Below are 15446 nucleotides of genomic sequence, written 5' to 3' on the forward strand. Positions count from 1 at the left end.
TTGCCTCCTAGCCCAGGCAGCATGGCGCGCCGGTCTAGATGTACTGTGTCATGCGTCGATGTCCTTGCGGGGCGTGCGCTTGGCATGCCCGCTGCGTTGCGCCCGGTAAATGCCTGCGTGGCCGGAAAACAGATAGGCCACGACGCAGGCGATGGCCGCGTAGACTCCGATCTCGGCGCCAAATAGTTCCATGGCCATCAGGGTCGAGGCGATCGGCGTGTTGGCCGCGCCCGCAAACACGGCAACGAAGCCGATGGCGGCCAGCAGGGTGACGGGCTGGTGCAGCAGCGGGCCCAGCGCATTGCCCAGGGTCGCGCCGATGAAGAACAATGGCGTCACTTCGCCGCCCTTGAAACCCGTTCCCAATGAAACAATGGTAAACGCCATCTTGCCGAGGAAGTCGTATGCGGGCAAGGGTTCCTTGAGTGCATCGACGATGGTGGGGATGCCCAGGCCGATATACTTGTCCGTGCCGATCAGCCACACGGCAATGGCAACGACGAGGCCGCCCATGAGCGGACGCAGCGGCGCGTAGCCGATCCAGCGCTTCATCAAGCCGTTCAAGCCGTGCGTGGCTTGCGCAAACAGTTTGCCCGTCACGCCGAACAGCACGCCAGCGAGCACCATGGCGCACAAGGTCCAGGCGGAGAGGGCGGGGATCAACGGCACGGCGTAATGCGTATGGTGGACTCCCCATAGCAAGCCCACCTGGTCGGCGATGACGGCAGCAGCCAGGCAGGGCAGCATGGCTTCGTAGCGCAAGCGGCCGATGGCCAGCACTTCCAGACCAAAGATGGCGCCCGCCAGCGGCGTGCCGAAGACGGAGGCAAAGCCGGCGCTGATGCCGGCCATCAGGATGATGCGGCGGTCTTCATTGTTCAGGCGAAACATGTGCGTGAGCTGGTCGGCCAGCGCGCCACCCATTTGCACGGCCGTGCCTTCGCGCCCGACGGAGGCGCCAAACAGATGCGAGATGAGAGTGCCGCCCAGCACCAGCGGCGCCATGCGCAAGGGGATGATTTTTTTCGGATCGTGGATTTCATCGATGAGCAGGTTCGCGCCCCCTTCGACACTGCTGCCGTAGCGCAAATACAGCCAGCCGACGACAAAGCCGGCCACGGGCAGCAGCCAGATCAGCCAGGCGTGGGCCATCCGCGTGCGCGTGGCCCAGTCAAGGGCGTACAGGAAGCCGGCCGAAGCCGTGCCGGCCAGCACGGCCACGGCAGCGGCGATCAGCAGCCATTTGACCAGGTGCAGAAATAAATCGCGAAGAGGGGCAAGCCGGCGCATCGTGCATCCAGTCAAGGCTGATGGGTGGGTAGTTCCTTACAAGCCCAGTTCCGCCACCAGTGCCTGGCCGATGGCCCGCTGTTCGGCCAGGATGGCGCGCAGGTGGCGGGGGCGCGTCCTGACGTTGGTCATGACTACGCGCAGCACATTGGTGGGGCCAGGGTAGCGCGTCGATTCCAGTACCGTGCGCGACACGAAGCTGTGGCCTTGCTCCTTTTGCCGGTTTTGCAGCTTGGCGTTGAGCGTGTTCAGCTGCTTGTTCAGTTCGATGGCGGCCTCCACCTGGCCGCCGGCCAGGAAGGCCTCCATGCGCTGGCGCAAGTGCGCCGGCACGTAGCGGTAGGTCAGAATAAAGGTGTCCGAGCGCGTGACGAGTTCGAAATCCTGCTGGTCGGCCAGCAAATCCTGCAACTGGCCGGACAGGGTGGCCGCCTGCTGCAGCAAGGTCGTGTAGCCGGACACACCGAGCACCTTGAACGAGGTCCACAGTTTCAAGGCGTCAAAGCGGCGCGAGCCCTCCAGCGACGTCTGGCCCAGGTCGCCCGAGTTGTCGCGCAAGATGTAGTTGGCGTTGTGCTTCAGCAAGTTCAGGCTGGCGCTATCCTTGAACAGCACCATGCTTTGCGCCATCGGCACCCACAGCAATTTATGCCCGTCGATGACGACGGAGTCGGCCAGGGCAATGCCGTCGTACAGCGCGCGGTACTGTTCCGCGATCAGGAGGGCGCCGCCCCAGGCCGCATCCACATGGAACCAGATGCTTTCTCGCGCGGCAATGGCCGCCATGGCGGCCAGCGGGTCGATGGCGCCTGTTTCCGTCGTGCCGGCGATGCCTATCATGGCGACGACCTTGATCCTGCGCAATTTTAAATCGGCAATCGTCTCTTCCAGCGCGGCCACGTCGATGCGGTTGTCGCGGTCGACGGCCACCAGCTGCAAGGCGTTTTCACCGAGGCCCAAGGTTGCCAGCGCCTTCTTCACGGAATAATGACTGCGGGCCGAGCCGATCACGGCAAGCCCCGCGTGGCTAGAATCCTGCATGGCGGCAAACAGCCCCCGCTTGCGCGTGCCGGGCAGTTGCTGCTCCAGCGCCACGGCCAGGGCCGTCAAGTTGCCCATGGTGCCGCCATTGACGACATTGCCCAGCGCGCCGCTGGTGGCCGCCATCGCTTGCGTGTAGACATGATCGGGCTGCTGGTAGACCTGGCGGTGCAGCCAGCCGAGGATCTGTTTTTCGATCAGGGTCGACACGTACGCCGTCTCGATCTTGACCTGGTTCTGGTTCAAGGTGGCTGTAAACGCTTCGGCCAGCACGCTGATCCACGGCAGGGCCTGCGTCATGTGGCCGATGTATTGCGGGTGGTTCAGCTGGGCCGTATTGGCCAGCACGGTGGTGTCGAGTTCTTGCAGGAAATCCGCCACGGCCATGCCATGTGCGGGCAGGCTGGTGTCGGACAGTTGCGTCAGCAGTTCCGCATACGGCGTGTGCGGATAGGGCGTGTCGCGTTCTGCGGCCAGCCAGCCGCCCAGCATGCGCAAGGCTTGCTGCAAGGGCGCGGGTGCCTGTTGCAGCGCATCGATGGAAAAATGCTGCAGCAGCAGCTGTTCGATAGGGGTATCGGTCATGGCGCCTTGTCTTCTCTACGGATTGCGGGTGCCACGGTGACAAAAATGCATCGCACCCAGGCTGAAGCGGGATTTTACCCGACTCCGCCTGAGCGCATCAGTTTGCTATCAGTGTCTGTGATCAGAAGTAGTTGAGGCCCAGCGCCGCCTTGACTTCATCGGCCGTGCGGGCCGCCACTTCGCGTGCGCGGAACGTGCCTTCTTTCAGCATCTGGATGACTTGCCCCTTGTCCTTGGCGAACTCTTCGCGGCGGGCACGGATCGGCGCCAGCATTTCCTGCAAGACCACGTCCAGGCGTTTCTTGACGATGCTGTCGCCCAGGCCGCCGCGCACGTAATGGGCTTTCATTTCCGCCAGCGCGGCTTTTTCCGGATCAAACGCGTCCAGATAGGTAAACGCGATATTGCCTTCCAGGTGGCCCGGGTCTTCCACGCGCAGGTGCAGCGGGTCGGTATAGACTTTTTTCACGGCGGCCGTGATTTCGGCCGAGGTCGCGCCCAGGTTGATGGTGTTGCCCAACGACTTGCTCATCTTCGCCTTGCCGTCGATGCCGGGCAGGCGGCCGATGTCCGGTACCAGCGCCTTGCATTCCATTAGCACTTCGCGGTTGTACATGCGGTTGAAGCGGCGCACGATTTCATTCGTTTGCTCGATCATCGGGATCTGGTCTTCGCCCACAGGCACCACGCCCGCCTTGAAGGCCGTGATGTCGGCCGCCTGGCTGGCAGGATAGGTCAAAAAGCCGGCTGGAATGTCGCGCTCGAAGCCGCGCAGGCGGATTTCTTCCTTGACGGTGGGGTTGCGCTCAAGGCGCGCCACGGTGACGATGTTCAGGTAGTAAAAGGTCAGCTCGGCCAGTTCCGGGATTTGCGACTGGATGAACACGGTAGTCTTGCTCGGGTCGATGCCGACGGCCAGGTAGTCGAGCGCCACTTCGACGACATTGCGGTGCACCTTGTCGATGTCGTCCATATTGTCCGTCAGCGCCTGCGCGTCGGCCAGCATGATGAATTGCTTGTAGCTGTTCTGGTAGCTGACGCGGTCGCGCAAACTGCCCACGTAGTGGCCCAAGTGCAAGGGACCGGTCGGGCGGTCGCCCGTCAGGATCACGGATTGCGAAGCGATGGCGGCGGCCGACAGCGGTGCCGCCGGTGCGTCGTTCTGGTCTTGGGTATCTGGGGTGTTAGGCAAGCTCATCAAGTTTCCTTTTGAGCCGCCTGCATCGGGGATGATCCAGGCTGAGCCTGTTACGCCACCGATCGAGGCGGCGTGGATCAAATTCACATCACTATGCAGTGGCCGCGCGAAAGTGAGCGGGACCACCAATTCAAGCAGGCGTGTTGTGACGGGATAAATTTCATGGCGTTATGGTTGCAGTTCGGGCGCGTTCTGTCAAGTTGCGCCCCGATTTATCTGCTGCGCTGCGTCAGAGACTGGCCTACTGCGGAACTTGCTTTAAGGGTATTATTGCCGTTCGGCCACTTTTGCGTGGCATGAATCCATTGGAGAACAGTATGCGCGTGTCGTCCCCCGTCCGGCTCACCGGCCTGGCCTTGGTTATCAGTTCCCTGTTTGCTGCACCCGTGCTGGCGCAAACGCCGCCGATGGCGCCCGATATCGGCGCCAAGCTGGTCATGCCCGATGTCAATGATTACGTCAAACGCGTGGTGATGATTCCCATGCGCGACGGCGTCAAGCTGTACACGGTGATCGTCGTGCCGAAAGACGCCAAACGGGCGCCCATCATGCTCACGCGCACGCCGTACAACGCGGCCCGCCGCGCCCAGCGCGCCACCAGCGCCAGCATGCTGGCCACCTTGCCGCAGGGCGACGATACCCTGGTGGAAAATGGCTACATCCGCGTGTTCCAGGACGTGCGCGGCAAGCATGGTTCCGAAGGCGATTACGTCATGACGCGTCCCGTGCGCGGCCCGCTCAACAATACCAAAGTCGATAACGTCACTGATGCGTGGGACACCATCGACTGGCTGTCGAAGAATATTCCGGAAAGTAATGGCAAGGTGGGCATGCTGGGCTCCTCGTACGAAGGGCATACGGTGCTGATGGCCCTGGTCGACCCGCATCCGGCGCTGAAGGTGGCCATTCCCATGAGCGCCATGGTCGATGGCTGGCGCGGCGACGACTGGTTCCATAACGGCGCCTTCCGCATGCCGAGCTTGTCTTACCTGGCGTGGCAGACGAGCGTGCGCGGCAGCGCCGAATCGCCCGTGCTGGGCGTGTACGACGATTACGAAGCGTATCTGCGCATCGGCTCGGCTGGCGACTATGCGAAGAAATTCGGCATCGACAAGCTGACGTACACGAAAAAGCTGTTCGAGCACCCGGCCTACGACAGTTACTGGCAGGAACAGGCGCTCGACAAGATCCTCGCCAAGCGTCCGCTGATCGTGCCCACCATGCACGTGGTAGGACAGTGGGACCAGGAAGACATCTATGGCGCCTATGCCACCTACGCGGCGATGGAAGGGCGCGACAAGCGCAACAATCTTAATTACCTGGCGGTGGGGCCGTGGCGTCACAGCGGCGTCAACTATGAAGGTTCGACCCTGGGCGCCCTGAAATTTGACGGCGATACGGCGCGCCAGTTCCGCGAAAAAGTCATGCAGCCATTCCTCAATCAATACCTGAAGGATGGCGCGCCGGAAGCGAACACGGCGCCCGTGGTGTCGTACCAGAGCGGCACGAACCAGTGGCAGCGCCTGCAGCAGTGGCCGCTGGCTTGCGAGACCTGCGACACCAAGCTGACGCCGATCTACCTGCAGGATGGCTACAAGCTGGGCTTTGCGGCGCCATCGGGCGTTGCGAATGCGGCTGAAGGCGCATCCGACGAATATGTGGCCGATCCGGCCAAGCCCGTACCGTTCGTGGCGCGTCCCGTGCGCCTCGGCGATGGCGATCAGTGGAAACCCTGGCTGGTCAGCGACCAGCGCGGCTATGCGGACCGCACGGATGTGCTCAGCTATGTTTCCGAACCGTTGAAGACGGCCGTGCGCATCGCCGGCGCACCGATGGTGAACCTGTTCGCCGCCACCAGCGGCACGGATGCCGACTGGGTGGTCAAGCTGATCGACGTGTATCCGGACGAAGTGCCGTCGCAGCCGGCCATGGGCGGCTATCAATTGGGCGTGGCGATGGATATCTTCCGTGGCCGCTACCGCGACAGCTTCGAGCACCCGACGGCGATTCCAGCCGGCAAGGTCGAACGCTACCGTTTCGCCTTGCCGAACGCCAATCACGTCTTCCTGCCCGGCCATCGCATCGCCGTGCAAGTGCAGTCGAGCTGGTTTCCGCTGTACGACCGCAACCCGCAAACCTTCGTGCCGAACATCTTCCTGGCCCAGCCTGGCGATTATAAAAAGGCGACGCAGCGCGTGTACCACGCGGCAGGGGCGGCCAGCGCGATCGAGTTGCCGATTGCGCCGCTCGACGCCCGCTAGCCGGCCCGCATGAGGATGGCCCCCGCCGCGATCAGGGCGATGGACAGGTAGCGGCGGGGGCTGATTTTTTCGCGCAGGAACAGGGCCGCAATGGCGATGGCGAACAAAATCGACGTTTCGCGCAGGGCCGCGATGGCGGCCACAGGCGCCTGCGTCATGGCCCACAGGGCCAGGCCATACGAAGCGAGGGTGCCGAAACCGCCAAAGGCGGCCAGGCGCCATTGCGTTTGCGCATAGGCAAGCAAGTCGGCGGGGCGGCGCAACGCCGTCCACAGCAGCAGTCCCGTTCCGTTCAAGACGAAAATCCACATGGTGTAGGCGGACGGCGCGCCGGACAGGCGTACGCCGATGCCGTCGATCAGGGTATAGCTGGCGATGACGCAGGCGTTGCCCAGCGCAAAGGCGGTGGCGCGCCCTGTTTGTTTCGTGGCGCCAGGCGTGGCGGGCCGGCGCGCGGCAACATACAGGCCAAGGATGCCCGCGCAGATGCAGGCGACAGCGCCCATCTGCATGGCGGACAGGCGCTCGCCGATCAGCGGCCAGCTGGCCAGCGCCACGATGAGCGGCGCGCTGCCGCGCATCAGGGGGTAGGCATGGCTCATGTCGCCGGCCTTGTAGGCGGCCGCCAGCAGAGAATAATAGGCCAGCTGCGCCACGGCCGAGGCGGCCAGATAGGGCCAGCTGGCGGGCGCGGGAGCATCGACGAAGGGCAGCACGGCCAGCGAGATCAGGGCCGCGCCGACGGAGACGAGCACTGTGCTGAGAAAGGTATCCTTGCCCGACTTGACGATGGCGTTCCAGCTGGCGTGCAGCAGGGCGGCAAACAGGACGACGGCGACGACGAAACCGGACATGCGGGCCTTATCGGGGGCGTATGCTCTGCGACAACAGTTCCTGGCGGTGATGGCGCTGGAAACCCTCCATCAGGGTACCCGAGCGGCCAGCTTTTTCCAGCAGTTCGCGCAAGGTGGCCTGGTCTTCCGCCGTCAGCGACTTGCGCGACAGGTAGGCGCCGCTCATACCCCACGGCAATTCCGGCAAGGCCTCCAGGCGCAGGCGGTCTGCCAGGCCATACACGCGCGCATCGTTTTGCGCCACGCCGGCCAGGATGGTGGGGCTCATGATGGTGGCGTCGATGAAGCCGCTTTGCATCAGGCGCGCCACGGAGAGCGCGTCGACTTCGTAGAACAGGCGTCCCTGGCTGCTCAGTTCCTTCGCCAGCGCCTGGTAAGACACGCCATAGTCGTAGCCGCGCACGAGCGCCACGCGCAGTTCGCGCCGCTCGATCAGTTCCTGCATGGTGTTGATGGGCGCGCGCGCGCCTTGCAGCGAGATCAGCAGGGGCCGGTTGCCCATCAGGGGGATGAACAGGCCATGCTGGTCGCGCCGCGGCGTGCTGCTGGCGGGTATCAGCATATCGGCCTTGCCCGCCTCGAACATCGCTTCCAGGCGCGCGCGCGGCACGGCCGTGAAGATGAAATTGCAGCCGAGCTTGGCGCCCATGCTGCGCAGCAAGTCGGGATAGATGCCGCCGATGCTGGCGCCGTTGATCACCACGCTGGCGCCGATGGCGGAAACGGGCACCTGGATGTCGCGCGAGCATTGCGCGCCGGCCAGGGACGGCAGCGCCAGCGCCAGCATGGCCATGGCTCGGCGCCAGGCGCTGGAATAAAAGTCAGTCATACCCATCCTTGCTTGCCATCGAATGCCGGGCGTCGGTAACGCCCCGCTGATTATCCCATTCTCGCCTATTTATTTCTCAAATGCAATATTATGCCGCCGGCTACTTTGTGGTGGAAACCATCAGTCTTGCCTGGCGTTGCGCCTTGAAGTAGCGCCAGGCCACCACGATGCCCAGGGTTTGCATGATGGCGCACAGGTAGAAGGTGCTGCCGATGCGCCAGTCCTGCGGCGGCAAATGGCTCACTTCGCCGAGGATCATGCTGCCGAGCAAAGGCATGATGATGATGCCCAGGCTGCTGATCGATTGCAGTGAACCCATCAGTTCCCCCTGTTCGCCGGCGTTCGATGACTTCGAGATGATGCCTTGCAGGGCCGGGCCGGCGGCAAAGGCCAGCAAGTTGCACAGGATCAGCGCATACATCATCCAGCCTTGCGTGGCCATGCCGTACAGCAGGTAGGTGAGGGCGCCCGACGCCATGCCCAGCAAGGACAAGCGCACTTCGCCAAAGCGCTTGATGAGTATGCCCAGCAAGCCCGCCTGCACGACGGCCGCGCACAGGCCCACGCAGAACAGGGCGATGCCGTTCTGGCGCGGCGTCCAGTCGAAGCGGAAGTGCGTGTACAGCACCCACGTGGTGTTGAGCATCATTTGCGCAAACGTCATCAGGCCGAAGGCCAGCACCAGGCCGCGGATTTCCACGCGGCGTACCAGTTTCAGCAGGGCGGCAAACGGGTTGATGCGGGCCAGGGTGAAGGGCGCGCGCGGACCCGGCTGCAGCGACTCGGGCACGCAGAAATAGCCGTAGATGAAATTGGCCGCCGACAGGCCCGCCGCCACGTAAAACGGCAGGTGCAGATTGATCTCGCCCAGCAGGCCGCCCAGCATGGGACCGCAAATGAAGCCCAGGCCAAAGGCGGCACCGATCTTGCCGAAGCTCTTGGCGCGGTTCTCGGGCGTGGAAATGTCGGAGGCGTAGGCGGACGCGACCGACATGCTGGCCGACGAGACGCCGCCGATGATGCGGCCGATGAACAGGCAGGCCAGGTTGGGCGCCCAGCCCGTGGCGAGAAAGTTGACGCCCATGCCGGCCATCGAATACAGCAGTACGGGACGGCGTCCCACGCGGTCGCTGATGGCGCCCAGCATGGGCATGAAGATGAATTGCAGCAAGCCAAAAACGGCTGCCATGATGCCGTACCAGAACGCCTGCGCATCCTTGCCGTCGACAAAGTCGCCGATCAGGATGGGCAGCACGGGCACCACCAGGCCGATGCCCAGCATATCGATGAAGACGCAGACGAGGATGAAATTGAGGTTGCCGGCGCGCGCGGGCGCTGCGGACGAGGACGGGGAATGGCTGTCGGGGCTGGTTTTATCGGACATGCATGCTTTCGGCGCGTTGGTATTGCGCCGGCGTCCTGCAGTTTTCTGCTGGCGCGCGGCGCGATAGCTGAGCCTTGCATTATAGACAGCATGCGCGCTGCTGGCTATCGCCACCAGGTTTATGCGCCCGCGCCCCATTCGTCCGCAAAGGCGGCGCGGAAATCCGTCAGCACGGCCAGCCGTTGTTCAGCCAGCGCGCGGCCCGCCGCCGTCTGCATCTTGCCGGGCAGCTTGTCGAGCTTGGTGACGATATGGTCGAGTGCGTAGGCCTTGTCGTCGAGCGGGCGATGCGCGGCCAGCGGGTCGCTGCCATGCGCCAGCGCGCTATCCATGCGCGCGGCCGTATAGAACAGGCGCGCCAGTCCCACGGCGCCCAGCGCGTCGATGCGGTCGGCATCCTGCACGATTTGCGCTTCGATGGTGTGCGGCGGCAGGTTGGCGGAAAAGCTGTGCGTCTCGATGGCGTGGGCCACGCCGGCCAATTTTTCTGCCGGGAAATCCAGTTCGGCCAGCTGGCGGCAAGCCAGCGCTGCCGCCTGGCGCGAGGCCAGGTGGCGCTCGGGGTGGTTTTTCGGCAAGTTGACCAGGTCGTGCAGATAGCAGGCGGCCATCACCGTGAGGGCGTCGGCTTGCGCATATTCCTGCAGCAGGACGCTGGCGTTGCGCCAGACACGGTGCAGATGGTTGATGTCGTGGGCGCTGTCATCGCCCAGGCCGGCCGTGGCCAGCGCCAGCAGGCGTGGCTGCCATTGGGAAAGCAAAGAATGCATGGTTCAACGTTGTAAAAAGCAGGGGCCGCCAGTGTGGCATAAAACGCCGCCGCGTGCGGCGGGACGCCCGGCACTTCGGCGTGCCGTATTTGCCACATAAATTGTATTTTTGGAAAGCGCCAGTCAGACGAATGCTCTTTTTTAGTGCATGTAAAATTTACATGGGGTAACATTGCCGCACGGAAATTAGAAGCATAAGCTAATTGCGAGAAAGTATTTGCAAAAACATACAAGTGGCAGCCATTCCATCGTGCTTGGCGCGTCACATCCAGGGCTTGCATGCAGCGCGCCCTGGCCTGCGCCCCAGGCGAGTTAACGAAAGGATTATCATGAACACCAATTCCAGCGACACTGGCGCAACCGTTGCCAAGGCTGCCGAATACCTGGCCTTTACCCTGGGCCAGGAAGAATATGGCATCGACATTCAGAAAGTCAGCGAAATCCGCAGCTATGAAACGCCGACCCGCATCGCCAACGCCCCCGAGTTCGTCAAGGGTGTGGTCAACCTGCGCGGCATCATCGTGCCCATCGTCGACATGCGCATCAAATTCAACCTGGGCACGCCCAGCTATGACCAGTTCACCGTTGTCATCATCCTCAACATCGGCAACCGCGTCGTCGGCATGGTCGTCGACCGCGTCTCCGACGTCACCACCCTGATGCCGGAACAGATCAAGCCGGCGCCGGACATGGGCCGTTCGATCAACACGGAATACGTGATCGGCCTGGGCACCATCGACGAGCGCATGCTGATCCTGGTCGATATCGACCAGCTGATGTCCAGCGCCGACATGGGCTTGATCGAAAAACTAGCCGCTTGAGTCTTGCTGCAGGCCAGCAGGCCAAGTTTATCGGAAATAATTGACCCCAAGCATTGTTTGCTTTTTGTACAAGGCGCACGCTAGCGCCTTTCCTGGCGCACGGTTCAGCCGAACCGTGCGCCAGTTTCACTTTGGTTTCACTTTTTCACGCCCGCTTTGATACCGCAGCCAGCCAGTGCGCGCCAAAGGGATGCCATCAGCCATTCGGCATGCTGGCGTCGGGGCTTTTTAGGATAGTCACATGAATGTATTACGCAACGTCAGCATCGGTGTCCGCCTTGGACTCGGTTTTGCCGTGATCTTGCTGTTTTCCATGCTCATTACGGGCATCAGCGTCTGGCGCCTGCACGACGTGGCCAGCGCCACGCGCGTCATGATGGAGCAGCCGCTGGCGAAGGAACGCTATATTTCCGACTGGTATGGCCGTATCGACAGCGCCGTGCGCCGCACCATCGCCATTGCCCGCAGCAGCGATACCTCGCTCAGCGGCTATTTCGCCGAAGAATCGAAAGTCTCGTCGTCCAGCTCGGCCGAACTGCAAAAGAAAATCGAGGCACTGATCGACAAGCCGGAAGAAAAAGCCATGTTCGCGGGCTTGCTGGAACAGCGCAAGGTGTACATCGGTTCGCGCGACCAGGTCTACAAGCTGAAGGGCGAAGCACAGGTCGATGCCGCCAACGAGGTGTTTGAAAAGACCTTCGTGCCGGCCGCCGCCAAGTACCAGAAGATGGTGCTGGACTTGCTGGAACACCAGCGCGCCAGCATCGACACAACGGCGCGCGAGATCGACGCCGTCGCCAATACCAGCCGCAACCTGATGCTGGTGCTGGCCGCGCTGGCGCTGGCTTTTGGCGTCATCTGCGCGTGGGTCTTGACGATGGGCATCGTGCGCCCCCTGCGCACGGCCGTGGAAGTGGCGCGCAAGGTGGCCGATGGCGACTTGACGGCGCAGATCGACGCCAGCGCCAAGGATGAAACGGGGCAATTGCTGCAAGCGTTGAAGGACATGAACACGAGCCTGCTCAACATCGTCGGCGAAGTACGCAGCGGCACGGACAGCATCGCCACGTCCTCGACGCAGATTGCCGCCGGCAACCAGGACTTGTCGTCCCGCACGGAAGAGCAGGCAGGTTCCCTGGAAGAAACGGCGTCGTCGATGGAAGAGCTGACCAGCACCGTGAAGCAGAATGCGGACAATGCGCGCCAGGCCAACCAGTTGGCGGCGTCGGCCGCGCAAGTGGCCGTCAAGGGCGGCGAAGTCGTGGCGCAAGTGGTGGGCACGATGGAATCGATCAACGCTTCGTCGAACAAGATCGTCGACATCATTTCCGTCATCGATGGCATCGCCTTCCAGACGAATATCCTCGCCCTGAACGCGGCCGTGGAAGCGGCGCGCGCGGGTGAGCAGGGCCGCGGCTTTGCCGTCGTGGCCTCCGAAGTGCGCAACCTGGCACAGCGTTCCGCTTCGGCCGCGAAGGAAATCAAGACCCTGATCGGCGCGTCGGTCGAGCAAGTCAACGCGGGCAGCATGCTGGTGGCGCAAGCCGGTTCGACCATGAACGATATCGTCGACAGTGTGCAGCGCGTGAGCGACATCATCACGGAAATCACGGCAGCCAGCAGCGAGCAAAGCGTGGGCATCGACGAGATCAACCGCGCCATCGGCCAGATGGATGCCGTGACACAGCAAAATGCGGCGCTGGTGGAAGAGTCGGCGGCGGCCGCCGAATCGATGCAGCACCAGGCGCACAACCTGGCGCAGGTCGTCAGCGTCTTTAAATTGAACGGCCAGCTGGCGCCCAAACGCCCGGCGGCGCCGCAAACCGCCTTGCGCATCGGCACACGCTGATGGCAGCCGCGGCTGCCCCGAGCAGCCGCAACCCTTTTATATAGTCTGGTTCCGCTTTTTTAGGATATTCACATGAATTTGTTAAGAAACGTCAGTATCGGTGTGCGCCTCGGCCTGGGTTTTGCCGTGATCTTGCTGTTTTCCATGCTCATCACGGGCATCAGCGTGTGGCGCTTGCATGACGTGGCCATGGCCACGCGCACCATGATGGAATTGCCGTTGGCGAAGGAACGCTATATTTCCGACTGGTACGCCAAGATCGACAGCGGCGTGCGCCGCACCACGGCCATCGCGCGCAGCAGCGACACGACCTTGGGCGCGTATTTTGCGGAAGAAGCCAAGCAATCGTCGGTGGTCTCGGGCGAATTGCAAAAGAAAATCGAAGCCTTGATTTCCAGCCCGGAAGAAAAGGAGTTGTTCCGCCTCGTGAGCGAACAGCGCAAGGTCTACCTCGATTCGCGCGCGCAAGTGTCGAAGCTGAAGGCGGATGGACAGGAAGCGGAAGCGGAGCAAGCTTTCAAGGGCGTCTTCGTGCCCGGCTCGACGAAATACTTGAAAGTGGTCAACGACATGCTGCAGCACCAGCGCGCCAGCATCGACACGACGGCGCGCGAGATCGACGAGGTCGCCAAGACGAGCCGCAACCTGCTGCTGACCCTGGCCGTGCTGGCGCTGGGCTTTGGCGTCGTCTGCGCCTGGTTGTTGACGATGGGCATCGTGCGTCCCCTGCGCACGGCCGTGGACATTGCCCGCAAGGTGGCCGATGGCGACTTGACGGCGCAGATCGACGCCAGCGCCAAGGATGAAACGGGGCAATTGCTGCAAGCGTTGAAGGACATGAACACGAGCCTGCTCAACATCGTCAGCGAAGTGCGTACGGGCACGGACAGCATCGCGACCTCGTCGACGCAAATTGCCGCCGGCAACCAGGACCTGTCGTCCCGCACGGAAGAGCAGGCAGGTTCGCTGGAAGAAACGGCGTCGTCGATGGAAGAACTGACCAGCACCGTGAAACAGAATGCGGACAATGCGCGCCAGGCCAACCAGTTGGCGGCGTCGGCGGCGCAAGTGGCCGTCAAGGGTGGCGAAGTCGTGGCGCAGGTGGTGGGCACAATGGAATCGATCAACGCCTCGTCGAACAAGATCGTCGACATCATTAGTGTCATCGATGGCATCGCCTTCCAGACGAATATCCTGGCCCTGAACGCGGCCGTGGAAGCGGCGCGCGCGGGTGAGCAGGGTCGCGGTTTTGCCGTCGTGGCCTCCGAAGTGCGCAACCTGGCACAGCGTTCCGCTTCGGCCGCGAAGGAAATCAAGACCCTGATCGGCGCGTCGGTCGAGCAAGTCAACGCGGGCAGCATGCTGGTGGCGCAAGCCGGTTCGACCATGACCGATATCGTCGACAGTGTGCAGCGCGTGAGCGACATCATCACGGAAATCACGGCGGCCAGCAGCGAGCAAAGCGTGGGAATCGACGAGATCAACCGCGCCATCGGCCAGATGGATGCCGTGACACAGCAAAATGCGGCGCTGGTGGAAGAGTCGGCGGCGGCCGCCGAATCGATGCAGCACCAGGCGCATAACCTGGCGCAAGTGGTGAGCGTATTCAAGCTGAATGGGCAGCAGGCCAGTGTCAGCGGTTTGAAGGGGATGAAGCGTCCGGTGGCGAAAGAGCCGAAGGAAGCATTGCGGATCGGCCGCGCCGCTTAATCTTTCTCCACCCAGCCGGTAATCGCCAGCTGCGATAGCCGGTCCGCCTCGCCATTCCTGTGGCGAGGAATCCAGCGCAAGCTCACATCCGTGAATTGTTCCAGCAGGGCCACTACGGTGGCCCTTTGCGTTTCCAGTCCCTTGGCGCCCACCGGCGTCGTTTCCAGCACGTCATTGATCACCACTTGGCTGTCGCCATACAGCAGCAGTTGCACGGGCCGCGGGCGCACGCACAGTGCCGCCTGCAGCAAGGCCGTCAGGGCCGCGTATTCCGCGTCGCTGCTGCTGCCATAACCGGCCGCCTCGCTCACTTCGATGCGTTCGCTATTCGGCCCCAGCAGCAGGGCGCCTATGCCCAGCTTGCCCGGGTTCGGATGGGCGGAACCGTCGAACCAGCCGCGCCAGGCCAGCGGGCCGCCGTGGTCCTGGCGGCTGAGCGCCAGCTGCGCGCGGCGCGCCTGCATCTTGGCTTCTTTGCGCAGTTTTCGCGCCGCTGCTTCTTCCGTCATGGCTTGATCAGGAAGGTATCGATGAGGCTGGCTATCCAGCACGCCACCAGGACGCCCACGGCCACTGTCATGGCCGGGCCGTCATTGACGGACAGCGCATCGACTTTTTCCACGATCAGCTGCACGTCGAGTGGCAGGGCGCCGTTGTCGATCTGTGCCATTACCTGGTCCAAACGTGCCATGATCTGGCGCAATACGATCACGAGCGCGATCAGGGCCGGCACGAGGAAGAGGCAGCCGCGCGCCTTGCGTTTCAATACAAAATGCCCGCTGCCGGGAAACACGAGACCCGACAGCAGCAGGGCGAGATTACGTTTGGAAAGGGTGGAGCCGCTCATGCGTGCC

13 protein-coding genes are annotated in these 15446 nt (G+C 62.8%); 4 read left to right on the forward strand and 9 right to left on the reverse strand.

Translation table 11 applies throughout. The features are described from left to right. Positions 1–48: 48 nt before the first annotated feature. From ASN89_RS12210 to trpS, 3 genes are all read right to left on the reverse strand, one after another. Positions 49–1290, reverse strand: coding sequence for a voltage-gated chloride channel family protein (locus ASN89_RS12210; RefSeq protein ID WP_058049444.1), 1242 nt, complete (start codon positions 1288–1290; stop codon positions 49–51). 36 nt (positions 1291–1326) lie between these two features. Continuing rightward, complete coding sequence (locus ASN89_RS12215) at positions 1327–2916, reverse strand: pyridoxal-dependent decarboxylase (protein WP_058049445.1); 1590 nt, start codon at positions 2914–2916, stop codon at positions 1327–1329. Positions 2917–3037: 121 nt separating this feature from the next. After that, the gene (trpS, locus tag ASN89_RS12220) at positions 3038–4114 is read right to left on the reverse strand and encodes a tryptophan--tRNA ligase (protein ID WP_235432960.1); all 1077 of its coding nucleotides are present in this window, start codon (positions 4112–4114) and stop codon (positions 3038–3040) included. A 317-nt stretch (positions 4115–4431) separates the two neighbouring features. On the opposite strand from trpS, the gene ASN89_RS12225 reads away from it, so the two are divergent. Then, complete coding sequence (locus tag ASN89_RS12225) at positions 4432–6375, forward strand: CocE/NonD family hydrolase (protein WP_058049446.1); 1944 nt, start codon at positions 4432–4434, stop codon at positions 6373–6375. On the opposite strand, the gene ASN89_RS12230 is transcribed toward ASN89_RS12225, so the two are convergent. From ASN89_RS12230 to ASN89_RS12245, 4 genes are all read right to left on the reverse strand, one after another. After that, positions 6372–7229, reverse strand: a complete 858-nt coding sequence (locus ASN89_RS12230) for a DMT family transporter (RefSeq protein WP_058049447.1) — start codon at positions 7227–7229, stop codon at positions 6372–6374. The genes ASN89_RS12225 and ASN89_RS12230 overlap by 4 nt on opposite strands. 7 nt (positions 7230–7236) lie before the next feature. Next, positions 7237–8058, reverse strand: coding sequence for a substrate-binding periplasmic protein (locus ASN89_RS12235; protein WP_058049467.1), 822 nt, complete (start codon positions 8056–8058; stop codon positions 7237–7239). Between the two features lie 100 nt (positions 8059–8158). Further along, positions 8159–9442, reverse strand: coding sequence for a TCR/Tet family MFS transporter (locus ASN89_RS12240; protein ID WP_046684946.1), 1284 nt, complete (start codon positions 9440–9442; stop codon positions 8159–8161). Positions 9443–9561: 119 nt separating this feature from the next. Further along, entirely contained in the window at positions 9562–10212 is a 651-nt protein-coding gene (locus ASN89_RS12245; protein WP_058049448.1) for an HD domain-containing protein, read from the reverse strand. 329 nt (positions 10213–10541) lie between these two features. Between ASN89_RS12245 and ASN89_RS12250 the strand changes: the two genes are divergently transcribed. From ASN89_RS12250 to ASN89_RS12260, 3 genes are all read left to right on the forward strand, one after another. Next, positions 10542–11033: a chemotaxis protein CheW gene (locus ASN89_RS12250; RefSeq protein ID WP_034752308.1), complete on the forward strand. Its 492-nt coding sequence runs from the start codon at positions 10542–10544 to the stop codon at positions 11031–11033. Positions 11034–11274: 241 nt separating this feature from the next. Beyond that, on the forward strand, positions 11275–12882 hold the full coding sequence (locus ASN89_RS12255) for a methyl-accepting chemotaxis protein (RefSeq protein WP_058049449.1): 1608 nt from the start codon (positions 11275–11277) through the stop codon (positions 12880–12882). A 72-nt stretch (positions 12883–12954) separates the two neighbouring features. Then, entirely contained in the window at positions 12955–14592 is a 1638-nt protein-coding gene (locus tag ASN89_RS12260) for a methyl-accepting chemotaxis protein (RefSeq protein ID WP_058049450.1), read from the forward strand. Here ASN89_RS12260 and ASN89_RS12265 read toward each other — a convergent pair. Then, complete coding sequence (locus ASN89_RS12265) at positions 14589–15101, reverse strand: ribonuclease HI family protein (RefSeq protein ID WP_058049451.1); 513 nt, start codon at positions 15099–15101, stop codon at positions 14589–14591. The two genes, ASN89_RS12260 and ASN89_RS12265, sit on opposite strands and share 4 nt — an antisense overlap. Then, complete coding sequence (locus ASN89_RS12270) at positions 15098–15439, reverse strand: hypothetical protein (RefSeq protein WP_058049452.1); 342 nt, start codon at positions 15437–15439, stop codon at positions 15098–15100. The genes ASN89_RS12265 and ASN89_RS12270 overlap by 4 nt, the downstream gene beginning before the upstream one ends. Positions 15440–15446: the final 7 nt, after the last annotated feature.

Source organism: Janthinobacterium sp. Ant5-2-1, assembly GCF_001445815.1.
GTDB lineage: Bacteria > Pseudomonadota > Gammaproteobacteria > Burkholderiales > Burkholderiaceae_D > Janthinobacterium > Janthinobacterium lividum_E.